This is a genomic window from Herbidospora galbida (assembly GCF_005233835.1).
Classification (GTDB): domain Bacteria; phylum Actinomycetota; class Actinomycetes; order Streptosporangiales; family Streptosporangiaceae; genus Herbidospora; species Herbidospora galbida.
Window position 1 is genome coordinate 114,786 of record NZ_SZQA01000011.1, and the last position, 25,141, is coordinate 139,926.

The following is a 25,141-nucleotide window of genomic DNA, read 5'->3' on the forward strand; positions in this document are numbered from 1 at the left end:
GTCCACGCCCCCTCGTACAGTAGCGTGAGCGCAGCCATGAACCCCTTCCTCGACGCGCCCCCCGCGGTCTCCGTCATCATGCCGGTGCTCAACGAAGAGCGGCATCTACGCGAAGCGGTCCAGCAGGTCCTCGACCAGGACTATGCGGGCCCGATCGACGTCGTCCTGGCAGTCGGCCCCTCCCGCGACCGCACGCAGGAGGTCGCCGACGCGATCGCCGCGGCCGACCCCCGGGTGACCCTGGTGCCCAATCCCACGGGCCGCACCCCCAACGCGCTCAACGCCGCGATCAACGCCTCCAAGGGCGAGGTGGTGGCCCGGGTCGACGGGCACGCCATGCTGCCGCGCGACTACGTGCGCACCGCCGTGGAGACCCTCCAGCAGACCGGCGCCGACAACGTCGGCGGCATCATGGCCGCCGAGGGCGTCAGCCCGTTCGAGAAGGCGGTCGCGCGGGCGATGACCTCGAAGATCGGGGTCGGCAACGCCGCCTTCCACGTCGGCGGCGAGGGCGGCCCGGCCGACACCGTCTATCTGGGCGTGTTCCGGCGCACCGCGCTCGAGCGGGTCGGCGGCTACGACGAGCACTTCCAGCGCGCGCAGGACTGGGAGATGAACCACCGCATCCGGGAGACCGGCGGCCTGGTGTGGTTCCAGCCGAAGATGCGGGTCTCCTACCGGCCGCGCGCCACCGTCGGAGCCCTGGCCAGCCAGTACTTCCACTACGGCCGCTGGCGGCGGGTGGTGGCCCGCACCCACCAGGGCACCATCAACCTCCGCTACCTGGCCCCGCCGATCGCGGTCTCGCTGATCGTGCTGGGCCTGGTCGCCGGGTTCTTCTGGCCGCCCGCGTTCGTCATCCCGGTCGGCTACGTGCTGGCCATCGTCGCCGGTTCGGTGCTGACCGGCCGCGACCTCGAACCGGCCGCCCTGCTCCGCCTTCCGGTCGTCTACGCCGCCATGCACCTGTCATGGGGCACCGGCTTCATCACCAGCCCGAAGCGGCTGCGCAAGAAGCACCAGACGGTCGGGCTACAGGACCTGCTTCATTAGCCCCTGCTCGTAGGCCTCGTCGACGGCCGCGGCGAACCGGGCCATCGGGTCGCCGTCGCCGAGCAGGTAGCCGCGCAGGGCGCGGCGGGCGTCGGCGAGCTCGTCCTCTCCCGGGTCCTTCGACAGCTGGGCCAGGATCTCGGGCAGCTCCCGCAGGTCTTCCGACAGCAGGTAGGCCGCTCCGGCCGACGGATAGCGGGTGACGAATTCGGCGCGCTCCCGGTCGGCCACGTTGGTGACGACATAGGGCTTGCCCGAAGCCATGAAGTCGGCGACCACACTCGAGATGTCGCTGATGAGCAGGTCGGCGTCGTTGAAGCAGTCGTACAGGCTCGGCTTGGGGCCCAGCACCACCGTGCCCGAGTCGGGGTGTTCGCGGCGCAGCCGGGCCATGATCGCGCCGTGCGCGCGGCGGACCGTCATCGAGCGGTGGCCGGTCAGCGGGTGGGGCTTGTAGACGACCCTGACCCCTTCGGCGAGCAGCGCGTCGACCAGATGGGGCCCCATCGCCGCCACCGAGCTGTGGAACAGGTCGTCGGTCCACCCCTCCCAGGTGGGGGCGTAGAGCACCGACCGCGTCTGCGGGCCCTTCTCGTTCATCTGAGGCGGATTCCCGGCGCGAGCCACGGCCGGTCTCGGACCGTCCGCGACTCGCTTGATCCCGGCCAGCTGTGGCCGGCCCACCTCGACGATCGCCTCGTCGCGCACCCCGACGTCGGCCCGCCGGTAGCGGTCGCGGCCGGCCGGCCCCGCCACCCAGACCTGGTCGTAGACCTTCGTGTACGGGTTGAACGACGCCTCCTTGTCGCTGTCGCCGTGGCCGACGAACACGCTCACCACGCCCGGCACCCGCAGCATGTGGATGTTGTTGCCGACGTTGGCGGCGAACAGCGCCACCCGGGCGCTGTCGAGCCCGCGGAAGTTCATCATGTCGACCGCCGACGGGATGCACAGCACCGGCAGCGACGTCGGGGCCAGCGCGTTGAAGAGGGGACGTTCGCGCAGCACCACGATCGCCCGCCGGGGCAGCGCCTCCAGGACGGGTAGCCACATCGACGCCTGGTAGACGGCGTTGGCGGCGCCGGAGAAGTACAGGATGACCTCCGGGTCGTAGGCCCTGACCCGCTCGTCGACGAGATGGATGACCCGGCGCCGGTCGGCCACCGGCGCGGCCCGGCGCAGCTCCAGGCCGAGCATCGCCGTCACCACCGCCATGGCGGCCAGCGTCGCCGTCACTCCGGCGCCCGCGAGCCAGGTGTCGCCCGTCAGGCCCGCGACCGCCGCCAGCACGACGGGCGGGACGTCGAAGTAGAGCAGCCGGGTCCCGCGCTGGCCGAGCAGCCGGTCGGGCGGCGCCTTCGGCAGCGTGACCTGGAGGTTGCGCGACTCGACCGGCCGCAGGTGGTGCCACCGGTGCAGGAACAGCGCCAGCCCGGTCTGGGTCGCCCGCATCGCGTGGAAGACGAACAGCCCGCCGGCCGGCAACTCGAACGGCAGCCCCAGCCGCGCCAGCAGCAGCACCGCCGCCATCTCCCGAGCCAGGAACCGGACCGTCACCCCCAGGTGCACCCGGCTCAGCTGGTCGGCCGCCGCCTTCGGCAGCACCGGCTCGGCGGCGTAGGACACGAGCACGGCGGCCGCGAACAGCCACGGCGACGGCGCCAGCGCGGTCGCCACCAGCGCCGGGTACGAGCCCAGCACAACGCCCGTGACCAGGACTTTCTTCCCCATAGAGGGGGGGTTACCCAGTCAGCCGCACATCGATCACCTGTCCGGTCAAAGGGGACACCAGCACATCGATGCTGGTCTCGGCCACCGCGTAGGGAGAGAGCAGGGACGTCGGCGGCTCGTCGCCGAACGCGCGCTGCCGCATCGGCGTGGCGGTGCGTTCGGGGTTGACGCAGTTGACCCGGATGCCGTGGGGCGCCCACTCGTCGGCGAGCGCCTGGGTGAGGTTGACGACGGCGGCCTTGGCCGAGGAGTAGAGGCTGTAGTCGGCCCGGCCGCGCGTGTAGGACGAGGAGGTGTAGAGCAGCAGGTGGCCGCGCGTCTCGGCGAGGTACCTGAAGGCCGCCCTGGCGACGTTGACGGGGCCCAGGTAGTTGACGCCGACCGTCTCCTCGATGGTCGCGGGGTCGGTGTCGGCCAGCTTGCCCATGTGGAGCACGGCGGCGGTGTTGACCACGAAGTCGATGCGGCCGGTGGCGGCGTACACCCCCTGGAGGGCCTCGGCCACCGCGGCCGGGTTCTGCACCGCGACCGCGCCGGCGGTGCGGGAGAAGACGCGGACGTCGGCGCCGTGCTTGCGGGCCAGGTCGACGACGTCGGCGCCGATGCCGTAGGAGCCGCCGAAGACGACCATCACCTTGCCGGTGAGGTCGAGGCCGGGCTGCGGGTCGGGCGGGGTGGCGGCGGCGAGCTGGAACAGCTTGTCGGCGAGGTAGACGTCGACCGGGTGGGTCACCTTCATGTTGTGCTCGCTGCCGGGCACGATCGAGATCGGCACGTCGGGGCGGTAGCGCAGCATGACGCCGCAGTCGTCGGTGGCGGGCCGGCTGTCGAAGTCGGGGTCGGCCATCGCGCGCCGGTAGGCGTCGCGGATCACCGACAGCCGGAAGCACTGCGGGGTCTGCCCGCGCCGCAGCCAGGCGCGGTCGGGGATGTCGCGGATGATCTCGCCCGACGGCCCGGGAACCGCCACGACGACGGTGTCGCTCGACGGGATCGCGACGTCGACCGCCTGGAACTCCTGCAGCTTCTCGACGCACTCGGCGATGATGCGGGGCTCGATCAACGGCCGCACGGCGTCGTGCAGCAGGACGTCACATTCCTCGTCTCCCAGGGCGGAAAGGGCCAGCCAGGTCGACTCGGTCCGGCTCGTTCCGCCGTCGATCACCTTGCTGACCTTCGTGAAACCGTTACGCTCCACGAGCGCCCGCACCTCGTCACCGAACCCCGGGGTCATCAGCACGACGACCTCGTCGATGTCGGGGTGGCCGTCGAAGACGGCCAGGGTGTGCTCCAGGATGGTCCGGCCCGCGATCTTGAGGAGCTGCTTCGGCGTGTTGAGCCCGACCCGCTGCCCGACGCCTCCGGCCAGGACGACGCCGACCGTGCGCAACCGTGATTCGATCATCTTGATCCTCCCCGCCCGCACGATACTTCTTGGGGCAGATTCACATCGCGAGCCACGACCGGCCTTCGGCCGGCCGCGTCTCGAGTTCTTGGGGCAGATTCACAACGCGAGCCACGACCGGCCTTCGGCCGGCCGCGTCTCGCTTCCGCCGGGGTGATTGCCCATTAGTGATCACTCGGTTACTTTTCGGGTTACGGCGGGCGTCGAGTGAAGTGGGGTCTGACATGCAGGTTCAGCCCGACACGGTCACGCAGACCGTGGCGGTCGTGCTCGCCAACACCCCTGCGGCCCGGCTGGCCTGCGACGGGGGCACCGTGCTCGGACGGCTCACCGAACAGCTCACCTCAATCCCGGTCGCGGTCAGAGTGGTCGGCCGCGCGGGCGGCGACCTCGCCGACGACCTCAGGGAGATCGCCGTCGTGGCCCGTGCCGGCTCCGCGCCGCTGGCCATCATCTCAGGTGACGTGGTCGCCCACACCGAGGCCATCGCCGGACTGCTGGAGCACCCGGCCCGGGGCACCGGCGCGCTGGTCGCGCCGGGCGAGCCCGGCCCCGGCGCGAGCCCGGTCAGGGTCGAGAACGACCGCGTCGCGGCGGCCGGGAACTCCTTCCACCAGCTCGTCGGCCCCAACGCCACTTTCCGCGGCGTGCTCCAGGTGGCCGCGTCCGACCTGCCGCGCCTGGCCGCGGTCGCGGCCGAGCTGAGCGACCTGGCCAAAGAAGACCTGCTCGGCGAGGCCCGCGACGACGAGGCAGCCGATCTGCTGCTGGCCGGAATGGTGCGCTCCGGGGTGCCGGTCGCGGCGGTCCGGCTCGGCGTCCTGCACGCCGAACGCGTGACCGGGCAGGAGGCCGCCGACGCGGCGTTCGGCCGTCTCGGCACGGTCGACGAGGAACGCGCCCGGCTCGACGCCGCGATCAAACAGGACGACGGCTTCTTCGCCACCTACGCCGTCAGCACGTGGTCGCGCCACCTCGTGAAGGCGGCGGCCTGGCTGCGGCTGACGCCCAACGGGGTGACCGGCATCTCCGTCGGCCTGGCGGCGATGGCCGCGATCTGGTTCTCCACCGGGACCCGGGCCGCCCAGCTCGCCGGGGCGGTCGCGCTCTACCTGTCGTTCGTGCTCGACTGCGTCGACGGGCAGCTGGCCCGCTACACGCGCCGGTTCAGCCCGATCGGCGCCTGGCTCGACGCGACGTTCGACCGGGTCAAGGAGTACGTCGTCTACGTCGGGCTGGCCATCGGCTACGCCGGGGGGATCGTCGGGGGGCGTACCGGGCCCGAGAACATCTGGGCCCTGGCGGTCGCCGCGATGCTGCTGCAGGCGATCCGGCACATGATCGACTTCTCGTACGCCGGAGCCGTCGCCGACGCCGCGAAGGTGGGTTCGGCGTGGGGGAACTCGCGGCGGTCGCTGGCCGTGGCGGCCGATGGCGCCCGGCTGGTGCAGCTGGCCGGGAAGTTCGAGAAGGGCACCGCCACCCGCTGGGCCAAGAAGATCGTGGTGCTGCCGATCGGCGAGCGCATGGCGCTCATCGCCGTCACGGCGGCGTTCTTCAACGCCCACGTCACCTTCGTCGCCCTGCTGGTCTGGGGCGGCGTCGCCACTCTCTACACGCTCACCGGACGGATCGCGAGGTCGCTCTGATGACGACGGCTCACCTGTCTCCGGTGCCCGCCGGCCACGTGGTCGCCTACCGCGACGACGGCCCGCTGTCGGCCGCGATGGGCACGATGGTCTCCGGCCAGATCCCGCCGCTGCCGCCGGCCCTGGCGGGCATGTTCGTGACCGGGGTGCTGCTGGCCCTCGGGGTGGCGGGCGCCGACGGCCTGGCCGTGTTCGCCCCGGCGGTCGCGCTGCTGCTGGCCGGGCCGGGCTCCTCCCACCGCCACGACGGGCGGCTCGACTGGCTGGTGCCGCCGATCCTGCGGATCACCGAATACGGCTTCGTGGCGTCGGTCGGGTTCGCCCACGGGGTACCCCCGGTGATCATCTTCCTGCTCCTCGGCGCTATCCTTTTCCACCATTACGACCTCGTCTACCGGGTCCGCCAGCACGTCTACCCGCCCGCCTGGCTCGCGGCGGCGGGGTTCGGCTGGGAGGGCCGGATGCTCGTGGTCGCCGCCGGCGCCTGGTTCGACGGGGTGACGGCGGTGTTCGTGCTCCTGGCGCTCTACCTGTGGGGCATGTTCGGCTGGGAGAGCGTGACCTGCTGGCTGGCGGCTCCGCGTTCCGGTACGGAGGCCGCCAATCTCGGCATCAATGATTAATCTGAACAACAGCCCTCATTCGGATTACACGATCAGGTCCGGTTGGCAACTAACCTGTGGGGTTACACGCAGTTCGACCCCAAGGAGCGCACGTTGCTGGGAATGGTGCTGGCCGCCGGAGCCGGCCGCCGTCTAAGGCCCTACACCGACACACTGCCCAAGGCGCTGGTGCCGGTCGACGGAGAGACGACGATCCTGGACATCGCCCTGGGCAACCTCGCCGCGGTGGACCTCCGCGAGGTCGTGGTGATCGTGGGATACCAGGCGCAGGCCGTCGTCGACCGCAAGGCGGCGCTCGAAGACCGCCACGGCGTCAACCTGACGCTGGTCTTCAACGACAAGGCCGAAGAGTGGAACAACGCCTACTCCCTCTGGTGCGCCCGCGACTACTTCTCCCACGGTGTGCTGCTGGTCAACGGCGACACCGTCCACCCCGTCTCGGTCGAGCACACCCTGCTGAACGCTCCCGAGACCAGCGACGTGCTGCTCGCGGTCGACGACGTGAAGACGCTCGGCGACGAGGAGATGAAGGTCACCCTCGGCGGCGGTGAGCTCAAGCGCATCACCAAGCTGATGGAGCCCTCCGAGGCCTACGGCGAGTACATCGGCGCCACCCTCATCCGGCCGGGCGCCGCCGAGCGCCTGGCCGACGCGCTGCGCACCACCTTCGAGCGCGACCCGCAGCTCTACTACGAAGACGGCTACCAGGAGATGGTCGAGCGCGGCGAGGCCATCCACGTCGCCCCGATCGGCGACGTGCGGTGGGTCGAGGTCGACAACCACGACGACCTCGCCAAGGCCCGCGTCATCGCCGCGACCTACTGAGAGGCGGGCACATGCCGATTCTGGCGAGGATGCTCCCCGCACCCATCACCATGGAGGTGCGCCGGGGCGCCATCGCGCAGCTCGGGTCGCTGCTGGCCGACAGCCGGGTGGCGACCTCCGGGCGGGTGGCGGTGGCCGTGGGCGCGGGCCTCGGCGACCGCATCACCGAGGTCATCGCGCCCTCGCTGGGCGACGCGGAGGTCTTCCGGGTGCCCGACGGCTCGGTCGACGCCGCCGTCTCGCTCGGCGCCGACCTGCGCAAGGGCGCCTACGAGGCGCTGGTGGGCATCGGCGGCGGCAAGACCATCGACGCCGCGAAATACGCCGCCTCGCTGGCCGGCATCCCCATGGTCGCGGTGGCGACCAACCTGGCCCACGACGGCATCTGCTCACCGGTGGCCTCGCTCACCCACGAGAGCGGCAAGGGCTCGTTCGGCGTGCCGATGCCACTGGCGATCATGGTCGACCTCGACTTCGTCCACGACGCCCCTCCGGCGCTGGTGCGCTCGGGGGTCGGCGACGTGATCAGCAACCTGTCGGCGATCGAAGACTGGCAGCTCGGCAACGCCGAGCGCGGTGAGCCGATCGACGGGCTGGCCTGTTCCATGGCCCGTACGGCCGCCGAGGCCGTCATGGGGCGCAGCGACTCCATCGAGTCCGACGCGTTCCTGACCGTCTTGGCGGAGGCTTTGATTCTTTCCGGCATGTCGATGGTCATCGCCGGGTCAAGCCGTCCGTCGAGTGGCGGCGATCATGAGATCCTGCATGCCGTGGATCAGCTCTTTCCCGGCACCTCCAACCACGGCGAGCTGGCCGGCATCGGCGCCGCGTTCTGCTTCCACCTGCGCGACGACGAGGCCCGGCTGGGCCAGATCGTCGACTGCCTTCGCCGCCACCAGTTGCCGGTCACCCACCTCGACGTGGGCCTGACCACCGAGCAGTTCGCCGAGGCGATCGCGCTCGCGCCGTCGACCCGTCCGGGTCGTTACACCATCCTTGAGCATCTCCGCCTGACCGAGGGCGAGATCCGTGATCGAGTTGAGGGTTATGTCCACGCCGTCGGTCGCTGAAGTCCGCGCCAAGGCGCAGCCCGAGATGACCCTGGAGCGCCGCAACGGGGAACACTGGGCCGGCCTGCTCTACATGCGCAAGCTGTCGATCTACGTCACCTGGGCGCTGGCCCGCACTCCCATCACGCCCAACCAGGTCACCGGCCTGATGATCGTGACCGGGGTGGCCGCGGGCGCGGTGCTGGTGCTGCCGGGCCTGGCCGCGGCCGTGCTGGCGGCGCTGCTGGTGCAGGTCTACCTGCTGCTCGACTGCTCCGACGGCGAGCTGGCCCGGTGGACCGGGCGCACCTCGCTGACCGGGGTCTACCTCGACCGGGTGGGCCACTACTTCGCCGAGGCGGCGATCCTCATCGGGCTCGGCTTCCGGGCCTCCGAGACGTGGCCCGATTGGTACACCGTGCTCGGCTTCGCCGCCGCGCTCGGCGCGATCCTGATCAAGTCGGAGACCGACCTGGTCGACGTCGCGCGGGCCCGCTCGGGGCTCATCGCGGCGACCGAGGTGTCGGCGACCCAGTTCCAGTCGCGCAAGCTGGCCATGGCCCGCCGGGCGGCGGCCGCGCTGCGGTTCCACCGGGTGATCCAAGCGGTCGAGTTGTCACTTATCGTGGTGGTCGCGGCCGTTCTCGACTTCTGGTTCCCCGCGACCAGGATTCTCGTCGTGGCTTGCGCGATCATCGCCGGTGTGCAACTTATTCTGCACTTGGTGAGCATTCTCGCCTCGCGGCGGCTCGCTTGATTTCAGCGGCGATCTCTCTTGCCCGGACACTTCGTGTTTGGTGGGTGTTCGCCGCTGGTTCCGATACGCTTAGTCCGGATTTGCCCGCCCGAATAGACTCGGTGATCATGAAATCGTGTGTCTTCCACCTCGTGCCGGGGCGATGACGCATGAAGATTTCCTGTGTCATCCTCACGATGGGTAATCGCATTCCGGAACTCGACCGCGCGGTCGAATCGGCGTTGACGCAGGTCGACGGTGATATCGAAGTGGTGGTTGTGGGCAACGGGGTCGAGGTTCCGCCGCTCTCGGTGGAACCGCAGCCCGGGTCCTCGGCCACCGTCAAGACCGTCCGCCTCGCCTACAACGTCGGCATCCCCGAAGGACGCAACCGGGGCGTGCAGGAGTGCTCGGGCGACGTCGTGCTCTTCCTCGACGACGACGGCTGGTACGCCAACGACAAGGTCGCCGCGCACATCCGCGAACGCTTCGCGGCCGAGCCCGACCTGGCCGTGATCTCCTTCCGGGTGATGGACCCCGACGCCGGGGTCGTGCAGCGCCGCCACGTGCCCCGCCTGCGGGCCGGCGACCCTGAGCGGAGCTCCCCCGTCACGACGTTCCTGGGCGGCGCCTGCGCCATCAGGCGCTCGGCGTTCCTCCAGGTCGGCGGCCTGCCGGAGAAGTTCTTCTACGCCCACGAGGAGACCGACCTGGCCTGGCGCCTCCTCGGCGAGGGCTACCGGATCGAGTACGACGCCGAGACGGTCATGTTCCACCCGCTCGTGCTGCCCACCCGCCACGCCGACTTCTACCGGCTCAACGCGCGCAACCGCGTCTGGCTGGCCCGGCGCAACCTGCCCTGGCCGCTGGTGCTGGCCTACCTGGGCAACTGGATGCTGCTGACGGTCCTGCGCGACCGCTCGCCGTTCGCGCTCCGCGCCTGGTTCCGCGGCTTCGCCGAAGGCTGGCGCGAGCCGGCCGGCGAACGCCGCCCGATGGCGTGGCGGACGGCCTGGCACATGCTCAAGCTCGGCCGCCCGCCCATCGTCTAGACGCCCTCTAGAAGGCCTCGCCGAAGCTCATCGACACGTGCGCGGCCGTCATCGTGGCCACCGCCCGCTTCGGCAGCCCGAGCTCGCTGAGCTCCTTGGCGATCGGATGGTTGCCCAGCCGGATCAGCGCGCCGCCCGGCCGGGCCCTGACCCCGGAGGCCCGCACACTCCAGCCAGTACGCCGCGTCCCGCCGTCGCGGTGCGCGAAGGCCTCCAACCCCGGCAGCCCCGCGTTCGGCAGCGGCACGCCCGGCCGGATCAGCAGGTCGAGCACCAGCCGGCCGTCCTTGCGCAGCACGCAGCGCTTGTAGGGGGTCTTCTGGCGGACGTCGATGTCGGCCAGTTCCTTCGGGAAGCCCCAGATCTCCCGGCCCGCCTCCATCGTGAAGGTCTGGTCGACCGGCAGCCAGTGGACGAACGCCGCCGACCCGCTCGCCCTGATGTCGAGCACCCCCGCCCGCGCCGACCGTCGTGGCGGCGGCCCGGCCTCGGGTGGACGGACCCAGAAGACGACCCCGAACTCGTGGTAGGCCCCCAGGTCGGAGTCCTTGTACTCGGCGAAGACGAGCGTGCACAGCGCCTTCCCCGGGAGGATCTCGGTCACGTCGAGCCCCGAGTAGGCGATCACCGCACGGGCCGCGTCGGCCCGCACGAGATAGGTCGCCGCGCCCGCCGTCGCGTCCCTGACCTCCACCGGAAGGTCCACCCGGCGGCCCTGGATGAGATGGCTAGCCATAGCCCCAGTACATCAACGTGGAGGGCGGCCCGTACAGCTTCTACGAGGCGGATTCGCGGCGCGAGCCACTGACGGGGCCGTCAGCGTCTCGCTTCAGACCGCCACGGCGCGCTGCCCGCCGCGGACGGTCACCCGGCCGCGGGCCGAGGCCCAGTTCTCCAGCAGTGAGACGAACTCGGGGGCCCGGTCGGGCCAGTGGAAGGCGGCGCGGGCCTCGGCGTGGCCGTCGGCCGCCACCTTCGCCCGGCGGGCGGGGTCGTCGCGTAGTTCCAGGACCGCCCGGTAGGCGGCGTCCACGTCGCCGAACGGCACGACCGTGCCGCAGCCCTTCATCGCCTCCACGGCCTTGGGCAGCGGCGTCGTGACGACGGGCACGCCCTGGGCCATGTACTCGATCACCTTGGTCGGCGTCGACTCGCGGTAGTTCGGCACGTCGTGCAGGAGCGACAGGCCGGCCAGGGCGCCCTGGGCCATCCGCAGGGCGTGCCGGTTCGGGACGTAGCCGAACCAGTCGAGCAGGCCGGTGCGCTGGGCGTCGCGGAGCATCGGGCGCACGTCGGCGTCGGCGGAGCCGATCAGGTCGAGCCTGATGCCGTGGGGGCGCAGCAGTTTCGCCAGCTCGACCATCTCGGTGGCGCCGCGCGCCTGGGAGATGTGGCCGACGTACACCACCCGCGACTCGCCCGGCGGGGGCGGCGCGGTCTCGGCGACGTAGGTGTGGTTGGGCACCACCGGGTGGTCGCCGGCGAACCGGGCCCGGTAGGACTCCTCGGCCAGGATCAGGTGCAGGCGCCGCTCCGCGCGCGCCTCCAGGTTGCGCAGCAGCGGCGGCAGCGTGGTGCGCGCGAAGTCCGGCAGGTACGGCTTCGCGTCGAGCGCGGCCACCGTGTCCTCGTGCACGTCCCACACCGTCACCGGTCGCCGCCTGGGCAGCGCCAGGAGCAGTTCGATGTCGTGCACCAGCAGAAGGTCGGCGTCGGCGCACCCCCGCTTCAGCGCGCTCCGCGCGGCGCGCAGCGCCTTGGCCCGGCGCAGCCCGACGGCCCGGGGCACGTCGATGGCCCGGATCTCCGGCTGCGGCGTCACGTTGCAGTGCGTGAACGGCGCCACGTAGGTGACCTGGTGACCCGCGTCCAGCAGCGCCCGGATCTGCCGGTGCATGATCCGGGCGTCCTCCGGATGATGGACGACCGTGCCGACACATACCTTCATGCAGCGAGGCTGACCGGCAGGTCCGACATGCCCGGATGCGGGGCGTTAACCGCAGCCGAACTACGGCTGAACTTCCGCCTGCGGTTTCCGGTAGAGCCAGGTCAGGCGCGGTTCGAGCAGCCACTTGAAGACGGCCCTGGTGACCGGCAGGCACAGGATTATCGCCAGTACGAAGGAGCTCGCGATGATCGCCAGGGTGCCCAGCGGGCCCTGCAGCCACTCCAGCTTGAGCAGCCCGAAGTCCTTCAGGATCAGGATCGGGATGCCGTGCAGGAGGTAGGCGTACAGGGTGCGGACGCCGAGGTCGCTGAACCAGGTCTCCCGCTTGGGGATGATCGCCAGCACCGCGAAGCACAGCGCCAGCACGCCGACCAGGAACGCCAGGCGGAATCCGATGGCGTACCACCAGTCATTCATGTTGAGGTCGGCGTAGCTGTACCGGTTGTAGAAGATCTTCAGCCCGAGCTGGGGCGCGAGCACGATCGCGGCGGCCGTCCAGGCCGCGAGGACGAACGCGCCGATCATGCGCACCCACGACTTGTGCAGCCACTCGAAGTGCTCCGGCTTGAGGACCATGCCGAGCACGAAGAACGGCAGCAGGCCGAAGAACCGGTCCATGCTGAAGTCCTGTTCGAGCTGCGAGAAGCCCGAGAGCAGATAGACCACGACCGCGACGGTGAACGGCCAGCGCACCCGCTTCCACACCGGGACCGTCACCCGCCAGAGCAGCAGCGCGACCAGATACCAGTTGAGCCAGGCGGGGTCGGTGATGGTGAGCGTCCACTTGCCGCCCAGGGCCCAGCGCAGGACGGCGTAGCCGACCTCCACGATCACATACGGGATGAGGATCGTGTCGACGAGCTTGTTGACCTTGCCCCGGGAGTCCCAGAAGTTCCGCGACAGGTAACCGCTGATCATGACGAACAGCGGCATGTGGAACGCGAACGCCCAGATGTACCCGGCCTTGTTCGCCGTGTCGGCGCCGACCGTGTCACGGAGCGCGTGGCTGGAGATGACCAGCGCGATCAGCACGAACTTGACGTTGTCGAGGTGGTGCGAGCGCGGCTTCTTGGCCGGTTGGGGCTCCTCTTCCTCCCCGTATGTCGGCGGCGTCGCCGTCGGCGGGGTCGCGGCCCACGCGGGGAGCGGCATGGACGGCGACTCGGGGAAGCCGCCCGTCGTGGCCCCGGCGTGGCCGCCCGTCTGCGAGCCGACGGCGGCGAAGGTGTCGGTCTGGAAGTTCTCGAACCCGGGCGGCTGCGTGGGCAGCGGCGCCGACGGCGGGTCGTAGGGGGAGCGGCGGCGCTGCCACGGGCTCCAGTCGGCGGGCGGGTCGGGATAGTCGACCGGCGCCATGCCGGGGGGCGCCTGCTGCGCGGCGGCGTGCGGGATGCGCTGCCCCTGCTGCGGGTCGGGCCTGTGGGGGATGCGCGTGGCCGACTGCGGGTGCTGCGCGGCCTTCGGGGCGCCGCCGCCGAAGTAGTCGAACCCCTCGCCGGGGCCGTCGTCGGCCTTGGGCCGCCGGTCGCGGGGCTTGCGCTGCGGCAGCGGGTCGGCGGAGGTGTGGGTGGGCGCGGAGAGCGGCCCGTTCCCGGGCGCGCCGGAGCCGGGCATGCCGAAAGCGCCGGTGCCCGAGGCGGATCCGGGCCCGCCTGAGCCGGGGAACCGCCCGGGAGTTCCGGGTGCGCCGCCACCGGGGAAGGCCCCCGTAGCGCCGGGTGACGCTAATGTGCCGCCGCCGGGGAAGGATCCGGGGGTTCCGGACGCCCCGGGGCCGTCATAAGGGGCCGGGAAGGGGGACTGTCCGGTGTCCGGGCCGGGCCTCTGGGGGGCCGGGGGCGCGAAGGAGTCGGCCAGGCGGCCGCCCGAGGCGTAGGGGTTCTGGGGAACCTGCTGCGGGCCCGTCGAGTGCACGCCGTGGGCCTGGGGGCCGGTGCCGTGGTCGACCGCTCGTTGGGGGCCCGTCGCGGACGGGTCGTGGTTGTCGACCGGCTGACCGGGGGCCAGCGGGTCGGCGCCCTGGATGGCGGGGAGGTCGAGGTGGGTGTCGTCGGTGATCCGGCCCATCACCCCCGTTGGTGCGTCTTCAGCATCCGGATTCGGAACCGGGGGGCGGTTTCGGATGTCGCTCACGTGTCACTCACGGAAGAACGCTCAGCTATCTGTCAGAGGGCGGAACCAGACGAGGCCTGACAAACGCCCCCAGGGTGGCAGAAGGAAGACCGGGGCGCCCAGGCCGGACACTCCACCTTAACGGTCTTGTCGCCGGGATGTCGCGGGAGGGCGGAATCTCTGGGAAATCCCAAAATCCGCCCTCCAGCGACCGAAAAGCCGGTCGACAACCCGGGTTCAGGTCGCGCAGATGTCGGTGTTCGCGTCGACCGTCGACTCGTCTTCGGCGGCGGACAGCGGGACCTTGACGCCCTCGAAGTCCTTGCCGACGACGAGCTGGATCATCGGGCCGACGGCCTTCTTCGGCTGGCCCGGCGCCGGGGTCGTCGGGGTGAACGGCTTGACGTTGGCCACCGGCAGCAGGGTGGTCGACGGGGCGACCGTCTTGAGCAGCGACGCGATGAGGAGCTTGGAGCCCTCCCAGCCCTCGCCCTTGTAGGCGACGGAGGTGGTCTCCTGGTCGGAGCCGTCGGCCTTGCGGCCGTCGCCGATCTGGGTGACCTTGAAGCCCTGCGCGGTCAGCGCCTCGGCGACCTCGCTCGCCTTGCCGGTCGTGTTGGTGCCGTTCACGACCTGGACCCGCACCTGCGCGGCCTCGGTCGGCTTCGGCGCCGGCGGCGCCGACGGCTTGGCCTCGCCGCCGCCCTCGCTCGATCCGCCCTCGTTCGACCCGCCCTGGGCGGGCGGGGCGGCCGACGGAGGCGGGGTCGGCGCGGACGTGGAGACCTCGCTGTCGGTGCGGATGGCCGCGAACAGGTTGTTGGCCTGCGGCTGCTTCCACTGCACCCGGTCGGGGTCGGCCACGTAGGCCTCCCACGGGACCGTGATGGCCTTGAAGCCCTTGGCGGTCAGCTTCTGGGCGCTCTGCGCGATCTGGATCAGCGTCTCGGTGTTGAGCTGGTCGTCCATCTCGACCGAGCTGGTCGCGGCGCCGATGAACTCGGCCAGCTTGGGGAAGTCGCCGACCAGGTCGCTGCTGGTGGCCTTCTTCACGACCTGCGAGAGGAAGACCTGCTGGCGCTTGATGCGCTCGATGTCGCTGCCGTTGCCGATCTTGCGGATGCGGACGTAGCCGAGCGCCGCCTCGCCCTTCACGATCTGGCGGCCGGCCGGCAGCTTGAGCTTGGAGGCCCGGTCGTCGACGGCCTGGGGCAGGCAGATCTCGATGCCGCCCAGCGCGTTGACGATGTTCTTGAAGCCGGTGAAGTCGACCTTGATGAAGTGGTCGATGCGGATCTGGGTGAGCGACTCGATCGTGCGGATCGTGCACACGATGCCGCCCAGGTTGAACGCCGAGTTGATCATCCCGAGCTGGGCCGGCATCTCCTGTTTGGTCTGCACGTTGTTGCAGGCCGGGATCTGCACCATCGAGTCACGCGGGAAGCTGATCAGCCGGGCCTGGTCGCGCTGCGGCGACACGTGCAGCAGCATGATCGTGTCGGTGCGCTCGGTGTGGTCTTCGCGGGCCGCCTTCTGCCCGTAGCGGGCGTTGTCGCCCTGCCGGGTGTCGGAGCCGACCAGCAGCACGTTGAGCGCGCCGGTCTGGTTCTGCGGGCGGTCTTCGCCCAGTTCGTCGGTGACGTTGGTGGTCTCGATGTTGCCGAGCGTGCGGCGGTAGACCGTGTAGGCGGTGAGGCTGCCGGCCACCAGCACGGTGGTGAGCACCACGCTCACCCAGCCCAGGGCGCCCAGGCCTGCCTTGGCCCGGCCGCCGCCCGCGCCGCCCTTCTTGGGGGCCTGGGGCGGGGGACCGGGCGGCGCGCCCATGCCCGGATGCGCGGCGGGCGCGGTGTAGGCCGCCTGATGAGCGGAGGGGACCGGCGGACCGCCGATCGCGGCGGGGACGTCGTCGAGGTCGTCTTCGTCGTCGTTCTTGCGGCGCTTCAGCCAGCGGAACCGGCGCGGCTCGTCGTCGTCATCGTCCCAGCGGTCGCCGACGCCCCAGCGGTGCTCGTCGAAGTCGGGGTCGCCCTCGGTCTCGCGGCGGCGGGAGGACTGCTCGCCGTACATGGGCGGCGGCTCGAACGCGGGCTGCTGCGGGGGGCCGGGGTTGCCGCCCCCATAGGAGTAAGCACCGGTGCCCCAACCGGGTTGGTCGGAGGAGGGGACGTGCCGGTGGTCGCTCATACCGTCTCCTCGACTGAAAACGTGTCGAAGGCGGAGGCGTCGTCGATGATTCGCTCGCTCATTGCGCCTTCGAGATTAGGTCACGATGCGGTCGCCCGGCCCAGCGATCTCCGATTTGGGCTGGCGGACAGCATACTCATTTGCGGACATTTCACGGTATGCGGTTGTACTGAGCTTTACTTGCATTTCACTGACGTCGCAGGTGAAAGGGCCAGCGCGGCGGCCAGGAACGCCAGGGGGGCGGCGGGCAGAACGTACCGGTAATCGAAGACCGCCGTTGCGGCCGGGACGACCAGGAGCGCCCATGCGACCGCCCACGGTATGAGGACGTCCGAACGCCGCATCGCGATGACGGGTACGAGCAGGACGAGCAGGAGCAGTGGCCCCGGTAGCGCCAGCACACTCTGGTAGTTACGGAGCCAGCCCGCCACTGGTTCGATCACTTGCGTGGATATCGGCCCATTTTCGTATCGGCGGGCGAGTTCGACCCCAAGTGTGTCCCGGGTCTGCGGCTCGGCCGGGACGCTCACCGGGAACTCGTAGGCGGCGTACACCTCGGGGTTGGGGTAGACCGGCCGGCCCGGCTCGAACGCCCTGACCAGGTCGCGGGCGACCGCCGCGAGGTAGTCGCCCGGCTGCCGGGTGATGGCGAGCAGCGCGAACCGCTGCGCGAGGGCGTCGTTCTCGGCCGCGAAGGTCTCGCCCGGCAGTCTGACCAGCGGAGACGTCGGGTCCCAGACGTAGTCCTGGGCGGGCGGCCTCGGGTCGCGGTCGTCGCAGAGCACGGCGAGGTCGGCGGGCGGCTTCATGACCTGACATTCGGCGAAGGGCATGACGCGGACGTAAAGGAAGGCCCCGTTGGCCCCCACGAGTCCCACCCGATCGTGCGCCGCGTGGAACCACACCCCGTAGGCGACGACCGGCACCAGCGCCCCGGCCGCGAACATCAGCGTGAGTCTCCGGGCGCGCCATCCGTACAAGACCAGGAAGACGAGGATCAACGGCAGCCCGGCGGTGCGGGTGATCGTCGCCGCCGCCAGCAGCACCCCGACGGCCGGCGCCGCACGCCACGTGACCGGCCGCGACGCCAGCACGGTCGCGGCGACCACGAGGAACAGGAAGAGCGTGTCGGAGACGAGCAGGTGTTCGAGCTGGATCTGGTACGCGTCCAGCAGCACCACCGCCGCCGCGACCACCCCGAGGGCCTTCCGCCGGATCGCGGTGTAGATCAGCACCGCGGTCGCCAGCCCGAGGGCGTGCTGCACGACGACGACCAGCCCGAAACTGTGGAACGGCTCGAACAGACGAAGGAAGAAGGAGTACCCGGCCGGCCGGACGAGATCGGGCCGGGGCCTGATCGCCGTCACGACATAGGTGTAGGTGTCGGGAAACCAGAGCGCGGGCTGATAGCCGACCACGGCCAGCACCCGCAGCAGCACCCCGGCTCCGAGCACCCCGGTGAACCAGGGGTTCTCCCGCACCCATCCGAGCACCCGGCCGACCCGCGACGGCGTCGCGGGCGCGACCCGGCGCTCCGCGCTCACATCCTCAGTGGTCACGCGACCGACCCGGGGCAGCGGCGACCGAGACGGTCGGCGCGCGGCGGTCCGGCACCGGGGGTGCCGGGGGGCCGGGTGGGCGGTGGTCGTTCATCGGGCTCCAGGTCAGGGCCGGTCGGAGGGGCGCGTCGCCCGGCCACGGTACACCGCTAGGCTCTGGCCCATTCGCGCGCTGAGGATCGACCTGTCACCCGGGCGGCTGCTGGCCGTCGGCTCCGTCCTGCCCGCGCTGGCCCTGTCGGGGTGGCTGCTGGCGGGGCTGCTGCTGGTCTTCCTCGGCTGGTTCGGGATCTGGCAGCTGATCCTGCTCGGGGTGCCGGCGGCGGCGCTGTTCGTCTGGGCGGGGTGGCCGAAGGACACGGTCGAGTCGACGTGGTGGCAGGCCGGGTCGGTGTTCCTGGTCGCCGTCGCGTCGGGGGTGTTCAACACCGTCTACGCCGCGCAGCAGTACATCGTCCGCCGCGATCCGGCCACCTACCAGCAATACGCCATCTGGCTGCGGGAGCACGGCGGCCTGCCCATCCCCGAGAGCGCCGGGGCCTTCGGGGGCGGCGACGCCGCGCTCAGGTTCGCCAGCATGGGGTTCTACGCCCATGAGGGCGCGATCGTGCCGCAGTTCATGCCGGGTGCGCCGATCCTCTACGCCTCCGGGTTCACCCCGGCGATCCTCGGCGCCCTCGCGGTGCTGACCGTCGGGGGGGTGACCGCCCGGCTCGTCCACGCGCGGTTCGCCTGGATCGGGGCGCTGGCGTTCGCGGTCGCCCTGCCGATCCTCTACACCTCGCGCACCACGTTCAGCGAGATCCCGTCGCTGGTCCTGCTGTTCGGCGGGATCGCCCTGGTGCTGGCCGGGCGGCGGATGTTCGTGGCCGGGCTGGTGTTCGGGCTGGCGCTGCTCATCCGGATCGACGGGCTGAGAGACATCCTGCCCGTGCTGGTCTTCGGGATGGTCGCGCAGCGCAAGCTGCTGGCGGGGGTGCTCGTCGGAGGCGGGATCGGGTTCGGCGCGGGGTTCGTGCTGTCGCGGCCCTACTTCGACTACCTGAGCGGATCGCTGCTGCCGCTGCTGGCGATCTGCGCGGTCGTGCTGGTCGCGGCGCCGTTCGTGCGGAGGGTCCCGCGATGGCTGCCCAACGTCGCGGCGGCCGGAGTGGTGCTCGGGGTGCTGGCCTTCGCGGTCAGGCCCCTGGTCGAGACCGTGCGACGGCCGGTGACCAACCCCGACGACGCGCTCACCGCCGAGTTGATCGGAGCGGTGCAGAAGGCCAACGGGCTCCCGATCGATCCCACACGTCTGTATTACGAGGATTCGCTCTACTGGGTCATCTGGTACGTCGGCCTCCCGGCCCTCGTCCTGGCCGCCTTCGGCGTCTTCACGCTGGCGCGCAGGATGGAGAAGCCGTGGCTGCTGCCGACGGCGATCATCCTGTGGACCACCGTCACCACGCTCTACCGCCCGGCCATCACGGCCGACCACCCGTTCGCCGCCCGCCGCCTCGTCCCGGTGATCATCCCGGGGCTGATCCTGCTGGCCGTGTGGGGGGCGCGGAAGCTGCCCGTCTGGGCGACCGCCGGGCTGCTGGTCATCCCGCCCGTGATCGTCTCGATCGGCACCGCGTTCACCCCGATCGAGCGGGGCGAACTGGCCGCCGTACAGAAGATGTGCGACGCGATCCCGAAGGGCTCGACGGTGCTGATCGTCGAGCGGGTCACCGGCGACCGGCTCACCCAGGTGGTCAGAGGCCAGTGCGGGTTCCCGACGGCCAGGGTCGCCTACCCGGAGGGGACGGACCTGCCGCTGGAAGCCGACGTCCGCCGGATCATCGCCAAAACGCATGACCCCGTGCTGCTCGCGGCCGAACCCGGCCAGCTCACCGCCTACGGCACGCCCAGGCAGGTCATGGCGTTGCGGACCCGTCAGGACGAGCGTTCTCTTGTCAAGGCCCCTGACGGAACGTGGTCGCTCAGCGTCGACGTCTGGCTCGCCGTGCCCTGAAGCGAGACGCGGACGGCCGAAGGCCGGCCGTGGCTCGCGCATCGAATCTGACTCAAGTAATAGGTCGGCGTGCGACTGGGCAGAGTACCCTCTTCCGACGTGGACATGCCCCCGGAGAGTGGACCCTTGGTGAGCGACAACCCCTACGTCACGATCGTGCTGCCCTGTTACAACGAGCAGGACCATGTGATCGACGAGGTCGAGCGCATCAGCGCGGCCATGGACTCCTCGGGTTACACCTACGAACTGGTCGCCGTCGACGACTGCTCGACCGACGCGACGCTGGAGCGGCTCCGCGAGGCCGCGCCGCGCTTCCCGAACATGCGCATCCGCGCCTTCCACCGCAACGGCGGCTCGGGCACGGTCCGGCGCATCGGCTCGCAGGAGGCCCGCGGCGAGATCGTCGTGTGGACCGACGCCGACATGACCTACCCGAACGAGCGCATCCCCGAGCTGGTCCAGATCCTCGAGAAGGATCCGACGGTCGACCAGGTCGTCGGGGCCCGCACCTCCGAGGAGGGCTCGCACAAGCTGCTCCGGGTGCCGGCCAAGTGGGTGATCCGCAAGGTCGCCGAGCGGCTGGCCGGGCAGAAGATCCCCGACCTCAACTCGGGCCTGCGGGCGTTCCGCAAGTCGGTCGCCAAGCCCTACCTGCGGCTGCTGCCGCCCGGGTTCTCGTGCGTCACGACGATCACGCTGGCGTTCCTGTCGAACCAGCACGACGTCTACTACCTGCCGATCGACTACGCCAAGCGGGCCGGCAAGTCGAAGTTCAGCTTCTTCGGCGACGCCTACCGCTACATCCTGCAGGTGCTGCGGATGATCATGTACTTCAACCCGCTCAAGGTCCTCATGCCGCCGGCCCTGTGGCTGGTCGGCATCGGCCTGGTCAAGGGCGCCTACGACGTGGTCAACTACGGCTTCTACCTGACCAGCAACGCCATCGTGATCTTCCTGTCCGGGATGCTCATCGGCTCGGTCGCGCTGCTGGCCGACCTGATCGTGCGATCCCGCGGCACCGAGTGATGCGCGTCGCGATCGTCGGGCCGACCTTCCCCTACAAGGGCGGCGGCGCCCAGCACACGACCGAGCTCGCCCACCGTCTCGCGCGGGCCGGGTACGACGTCGTGATCGAGTCGTGGAAGGCGCAGTATCCGTCGTTCCTCTATCCGGGCGTGCAGACGATCGACACCCCCGAGGGCGAGCCCTACCCGGGCACCCGGCGGATCCTCGACTGGCGCCGTCCCGACGGCTGGATCGCCTGCGGCCGTCGCCTGCGCGGCGCCGACCTGGTGATCCTCACCGTGCTGAGCCCGGTCCAGGTGCCGCCCTACCTCGGCATCCTCCACGGCCTGCGCCGGCGGGCGCGCGTGATCGCGCTCTGCCACAACGTGCTGCCGCACGAGACCAAACCCTACGACCGGCCGCTGATGAAGGCGCTGCTCAAACGGGTCGACGGCGTGCTGGCGCACTCGGAGGCGCAGGCGGCGCTGGCCCGGGAGCTGGGCCAGCCGTTCGTGAAGGTGGCGCCCCTGCCGCCGCACCTGCCGTCGGCCGGGGTCACCGGTGCGGGCGGGCTGAACCGGCGGCTGCTGTTCTTCGGGATCGTCCGGCCGTACAAGGGCCTCGACCTGCTGCTCCGGGCGCTGGCCCGGGTTCCCGACGTGAGCCTGACCGTGGCCGGGGAGTTCTGGGGCGGCACCGAGGCCACCACGACGCTGATCGGGGAGCTCGGCCTGACCGACCGGGTCGAGCTGCGGCCCGGCTACGTCCCGGCCGACGACGTGCCGAAGCTGTTCGCCGGGGCCGACGCGCTCGTGCTGCCCTACCGGTCGGCGACCGCCTCCCAGAACGTGTGGCTCGGGCACGAACACGGTGTTCCGGTCATCGCCACACGAGTCGGCGCGTTGGCCGACAATGTGACCGACGACGTCGACGGCCTGCTGGTCGAGCCGGGCTCCGCCGACGCGCTCGCCGACGCCCTGCGCCGGTTCTACGAACCGGGCACCCCCGAGCGTCTCCGGGCGGGGGTCAAGGCGGTCGACCCCGAGCCGTACTGGTCCGCCTACCTGGCCGCGCTCTGACCGTTCAGCAGGTTCAGCAAGAGGAAGGACGCCCGTGGGCACCGAACGCGCCGCGCAACTGGAGTACTCCGAGTTCCAGTCGGCGATGCTCGACGAGGCCAAGCGCCGCCGCAAGGCCGCCAAGATCATCGCGGTGCTGGCCCATTTCCTGGGCCGGGGCGACCGCCCGCTTGAGGGCCTGACCGTCGCCGACATCGGCTGCTCGGCCGGGTTCATCGCCGACGAACTGGCCCTGGCCGGGGCCCGGCACACGTTCGGGATCGACATCGACGTCCCGGGCCTGCGCAAGGCCGCCGGGCGGTTCGGTGAGCGGGTGGCGTTCGTGTGCGGCGACGGGACCCGGCTCCCGTTCCCCGACGGCTCCGTGGACGTCCTGGTCTTCAACCACATCTACGAGCACGTGGTCGACCCCGACGCGGTGATCGCCGACATGCACCGGGTGCTGGCCGACGACGGCGTCCTCTACCTGGGCCTCGGCAACCGCCTGGGGATCATGGAACCGCACTACAAGCTGCCGTTCCTGTCCTACCTGCCGCCCCGCGCCGCCGACCGGTACGTCCGGGCCTTCGGCCGGGCCGACAACTACTACGAGCGCTTCCGTACGCGCGCCGGCCTGCGCCGGATGCTGGCCGACTTCCACGTGTGGGACTACACCTTCCCGGTCCTGGCCACGCCTGAGGCGTTCGAGGGCGGGGAGCTGTTCGCGGGCGCGGCGGGGCGGGCGGCCAAGGCGACCCTGGAGAAGGCGCCCCGGCCGGCGCTGCGGGCGCTGCTGCCGATCGTGCCGACGTACATCTGGGTGGCGACCAAGTCGGCCCGCCGCCCGTCGGGCATCGCGCTGCCCCAGCCGCCCGAGTCGGTCCCGACCCGATCCTCGACGTCGTGAAAGCCGAGGGCGAGACCGTCGAGGTGTCGCCACCGCGGAAGCCGGTGCTCAAAAGGGTCGTCCGGTTCGGGTTCCTCGCCGTCGCCCTCGGGTTCGGGGTCTGGGCGGTCGTGTCCCAGTGGGACGCGATCGGCGCCGGGCTGGCGCGGCTCTCGTGGCCGTTGCTCGGGGTGTCGCTGGTGGCGGTCGTCGGGGCGTTGCTGGCCGGGATGCTCATGTGGCGGGCGCTGCTGGCCGATCTCGGGTCGCCGCTGCGGCTCGCCGACGCGGCGAAGATCTTCTTCATCGGGCAGCTCGGGAAGTACATCCCCGGGTCGGTCTGGCCCGTGCTCGCCCAGATGGAGATGGGCAAGGACCACGGCATCCCGAGGGCCAGGAGCGCGGCGGCGTTCTTCCTGACGTACCCGATCTATCTCGCCACCGGGCTGCTGGTCGCCGTCGCGACCCTGCCCGCCTTCGCGGGGGACTCGGTCGCCGGGTACGCCTGGCTGCTGCTCCTGCTGCCGGTGCTCGCGGTGGGGCTGCTTCCGAAGGTCGTCAACGGGGTGCTGAACCTGGGGTTCCGGCTGCTCAGGCGGTCGCCGCTGGAACGGCCGCTGACCGCCCGGGGGGTGCTGACCTCCACCGGGTGGGCCTTCGCGGGGTGGGCCGCCTACGGGGCGCAGCTCGCGGTGATCGTCCACGGGCTGGGGGCGACCGGGCCGAGGGCCGTCGTGCTCAGCTTCGGGGCGTTCGCGCTCGCCTGGTGCCTCGGGTTCGTGTTCGTGCTGGCCCCGGCCGGGGCCGGGGTGCGCGAGGTCGCGATGGTGGCGGCGCTGGCCCCGGTGCTCGACCAGGGGTCGGCCATCGCGGCGGCGCTGGTGTCACGCGTGGTGGTCTCGGTGGGCGATCTGGTCTGTGCGGCCTTCGCGGGTTGGCGGGCCGGCAAAACGGAAAAAACCGTGGAATAGCTACGGAATCCGTTCCTGGAACGCGGCGAATCGTGTGATTTCGCTCAGGATGGGCGTTCCGGGCGGCCTACAGTGAGAGGCGAGGGCGAAGGAGATCGGGGCCTTCCGTCACGTTCCTCCTTCGCCGCGCGTTGAGGGGAGCGATCTCGTTGAAACCCCGAGTGCTCGTTGACGCCGCGGCCGTACCGGCCGACCGAGGCGCCCTGATCCGATACGTCGACGGGTTGCTCGCCGCGCTCGACCAGCAGGGCGCCGACCTCGTCATCGTCTGCCAGCGGGCCGACGCCGAACGGTACGCCCGGCTCGCCCCCGGCGCGACGATCATGCCCGGCCCCCACGCCATCGCCAACCGCGGCGCCCGCCTGGTCTGGGAGCAGACCGGCGTGCCGCTGCTGGCCCAGAAGGTCGGCGCCGACGTGATCCACGCGCCCTACTACTCGGTGCCCCTGCGCTCCGAGGTGCCGAGCGTGGTGACCGTCCACGACGTCGCCTGCTTCACCGAGGCCGACCAGTACGAGTCCGACCGCGCCGCCTTCTTCCGCTCGGCCACCAGGACCGCCGTCCGGGCCGCCCGACGGGTGATCACCCCGTCGAAGGCCACCCGCGACGAGCTCATCCGGGTCGTCGGCGCCGACCCCACCCGCATCGACGTCGCCTACCACGGCGTCGACCCCGACCTGTTCCACCCGCCGGCCGAGGCCGAGATCCGCCGGGTGACCAGCCGGCTGGGCATCCACGGCCGCCCCTACATCGCGTTCGTCGGCCCCGCCGAACCGCGCAAGAACGCGCCCAACCTGATCAGGGGCTTCGCCAGGGCCGTCGAGGGCCGGGAGAACCCGCCCGCCCTGGTCATCGCCGGGCCCGCCGAGAGCGGCCGGGAGGTCGAGGCGGCCATGCGGTCGCTGCCCGAGGGCGTCATGGTCGTGCGCACCGGCTACCTGCCGTTCGGCGATCTGGCCGGATTCTACGGCGGCGCGCTGGCGGCGGCGTTCCCGTCGCGGTGCGAGGGGTTCGGGATGCCCGTGCTGGAGGCGATGGCGTGCGGGGCCCCGGTCCTGACGACGCGGCGCACGTCGCTCCCGGAGGTCGGCGGGGACGCGGTGGCCTACACCGAACCCGATTCCGAGAGCATCGGGGCGGCGCTGCGGGCGCTGCTCGATTCACCCGCCAGACGCGTCGAATTGGGCGCCGCGGGGCTGGCGAGAAGCCGTGAATTCACGTGGCAGATGTCCGCGCACGCACATCTGGTTTCCTATCAGCGTGCGATGGAACATTGAGTTAGCCTCGCCCATGTGA

20 protein-coding genes are annotated in these 25,141 nt (G+C 71.0%); 13 read left to right on the forward strand and 7 right to left on the reverse strand.

Annotated elements, in window-relative coordinates:
- Positions 1–36: 36 nt before the first annotated feature.
- Positions 37–1,053 (forward strand): glycosyltransferase family 2 protein, encoded by a 1,017-nt coding sequence (locus FDA94_RS13955; protein ID WP_137247536.1) that lies wholly within the window; start codon positions 37–39, stop codon positions 1,051–1,053.
- On the opposite strand, the gene FDA94_RS13960 is transcribed toward FDA94_RS13955, so the two are convergent.
- Both FDA94_RS13960 and FDA94_RS13965 read right to left on the reverse strand, forming a co-directional pair.
- Positions 1,033–2,784, reverse strand: coding sequence for a CDP-glycerol glycerophosphotransferase family protein (locus tag FDA94_RS13960; RefSeq protein ID WP_137247485.1), 1,752 nt, complete (start codon positions 2,782–2,784; stop codon positions 1,033–1,035). The two genes, FDA94_RS13955 and FDA94_RS13960, sit on opposite strands and share 21 nt — an antisense overlap.
- 10 nt (positions 2,785–2,794) lie before the next feature.
- The gene (locus FDA94_RS13965; protein ID WP_137247486.1) at positions 2,795–4,189 is read right to left on the reverse strand and encodes a bifunctional cytidylyltransferase/SDR family oxidoreductase; all 1,395 of its coding nucleotides are present in this window, start codon (positions 4,187–4,189) and stop codon (positions 2,795–2,797) included.
- A gap of 224 nt (positions 4,190–4,413) precedes the next feature.
- Here FDA94_RS13965 and FDA94_RS41090 point away from each other — a divergent pair, with 224 nt between their 5' ends.
- The 6 genes from FDA94_RS41090 (at position 4,414) to FDA94_RS13995 (ending at position 10,123) form a co-directional block, all read left to right on the forward strand.
- Complete coding sequence (locus tag FDA94_RS41090; protein ID WP_137247487.1) at positions 4,414–5,838, forward strand: CDP-alcohol phosphatidyltransferase family protein; 1,425 nt, start codon at positions 4,414–4,416, stop codon at positions 5,836–5,838.
- Positions 5,838–6,461 (forward strand): DUF5941 domain-containing protein, encoded by a 624-nt coding sequence (locus tag FDA94_RS41095; RefSeq protein WP_137247488.1) that lies wholly within the window; start codon positions 5,838–5,840, stop codon positions 6,459–6,461. The genes FDA94_RS41090 and FDA94_RS41095 overlap by 1 nt, the downstream gene beginning before the upstream one ends.
- Before the next feature lie 93 nt (positions 6,462–6,554).
- Complete coding sequence (locus FDA94_RS13980; RefSeq protein ID WP_137247537.1) at positions 6,555–7,286, forward strand: phosphocholine cytidylyltransferase family protein; 732 nt, start codon at positions 6,555–6,557, stop codon at positions 7,284–7,286.
- Positions 7,287–7,315: 29 nt separating this feature from the next.
- Complete coding sequence (locus FDA94_RS13985) at positions 7,316–8,356, forward strand: iron-containing alcohol dehydrogenase family protein (RefSeq protein ID WP_170990928.1); 1,041 nt, start codon at positions 7,316–7,318, stop codon at positions 8,354–8,356.
- Entirely contained in the window at positions 8,334–9,092 is a 759-nt protein-coding gene (locus FDA94_RS13990; protein ID WP_137247490.1) for a CDP-alcohol phosphatidyltransferase family protein, read from the forward strand. Before FDA94_RS13985 ends, FDA94_RS13990 begins: the two co-directional genes overlap by 23 nt.
- Positions 9,093–9,241: 149 nt before the next feature.
- Positions 9,242–10,123, forward strand: coding sequence for a glycosyltransferase family 2 protein (locus FDA94_RS13995; protein ID WP_137247491.1), 882 nt, complete (start codon positions 9,242–9,244; stop codon positions 10,121–10,123).
- Positions 10,124–10,130: 7 nt separating this feature from the next.
- Here the strand turns inward: FDA94_RS13995 and FDA94_RS14000 are convergent, their stop codons facing one another.
- The 5 genes from FDA94_RS14000 to FDA94_RS14020 all read right to left on the reverse strand — a co-directional run bounded on the left by FDA94_RS14000 (position 10,131) and on the right by FDA94_RS14020 (position 17,929).
- Positions 10,131–10,859: an acetoacetate decarboxylase family protein gene (locus FDA94_RS14000; RefSeq protein WP_137247492.1), complete on the reverse strand. Its 729-nt coding sequence runs from the start codon at positions 10,857–10,859 to the stop codon at positions 10,131–10,133.
- Between the two features lie 93 nt (positions 10,860–10,952).
- Complete coding sequence (locus FDA94_RS14005) at positions 10,953–12,071, reverse strand: glycosyltransferase family 4 protein (RefSeq protein ID WP_137247493.1); 1,119 nt, start codon at positions 12,069–12,071, stop codon at positions 10,953–10,955.
- A gap of 60 nt (positions 12,072–12,131) precedes the next feature.
- Entirely contained in the window at positions 12,132–14,138 is a 2,007-nt protein-coding gene (locus tag FDA94_RS41100; protein ID WP_137247494.1) for an acyltransferase family protein, read from the reverse strand.
- A 282-nt stretch (positions 14,139–14,420) separates the two neighbouring features.
- On the reverse strand, positions 14,421–16,370 hold the full coding sequence (locus FDA94_RS14015) for an LCP family protein (RefSeq protein ID WP_246059867.1): 1,950 nt from the start codon (positions 16,368–16,370) through the stop codon (positions 14,421–14,423).
- Between the two features lie 176 nt (positions 16,371–16,546).
- Entirely contained in the window at positions 16,547–17,929 is a 1,383-nt protein-coding gene (locus FDA94_RS14020) for a hypothetical protein (protein WP_246059869.1), read from the reverse strand.
- Between the two features lie 82 nt (positions 17,930–18,011).
- On the opposite strand from FDA94_RS14020, the gene FDA94_RS14025 reads away from it, so the two are divergent.
- From FDA94_RS14025 to FDA94_RS14050, 6 genes are all read left to right on the forward strand, one after another.
- Positions 18,012–19,925 (forward strand): hypothetical protein, encoded by a 1,914-nt coding sequence (locus FDA94_RS14025; RefSeq protein WP_246059871.1) that lies wholly within the window; start codon positions 18,012–18,014, stop codon positions 19,923–19,925.
- Positions 19,926–20,030: 105 nt separating this feature from the next.
- A complete protein-coding gene (locus tag FDA94_RS14030) occupies positions 20,031–20,951 on the forward strand; it encodes a glycosyltransferase family 2 protein (RefSeq protein WP_137247541.1) in 921 nt (306 codons plus the stop codon).
- The gene (locus tag FDA94_RS14035) at positions 20,951–22,009 is read left to right on the forward strand and encodes a glycosyltransferase family 4 protein (protein ID WP_137247495.1); all 1,059 of its coding nucleotides are present in this window, start codon (positions 20,951–20,953) and stop codon (positions 22,007–22,009) included. The genes FDA94_RS14030 and FDA94_RS14035 overlap by 1 nt, the downstream gene beginning before the upstream one ends.
- Before the next feature lie 34 nt (positions 22,010–22,043).
- Positions 22,044–22,895, forward strand: a complete 852-nt coding sequence (locus FDA94_RS14040; RefSeq protein ID WP_246059872.1) for a class I SAM-dependent methyltransferase — start codon at positions 22,044–22,046, stop codon at positions 22,893–22,895.
- Positions 22,892–23,845: a lysylphosphatidylglycerol synthase transmembrane domain-containing protein gene (locus FDA94_RS14045; RefSeq protein WP_246059874.1), complete on the forward strand. Its 954-nt coding sequence runs from the start codon at positions 22,892–22,894 to the stop codon at positions 23,843–23,845. The genes FDA94_RS14040 and FDA94_RS14045 overlap by 4 nt, the downstream gene beginning before the upstream one ends.
- Positions 23,846–24,006: 161 nt before the next feature.
- Complete coding sequence (locus tag FDA94_RS14050) at positions 24,007–25,122, forward strand: glycosyltransferase family 4 protein (protein ID WP_246059876.1); 1,116 nt, start codon at positions 24,007–24,009, stop codon at positions 25,120–25,122.
- The last annotated feature ends 19 nt before the right edge of the window (positions 25,123–25,141 follow it).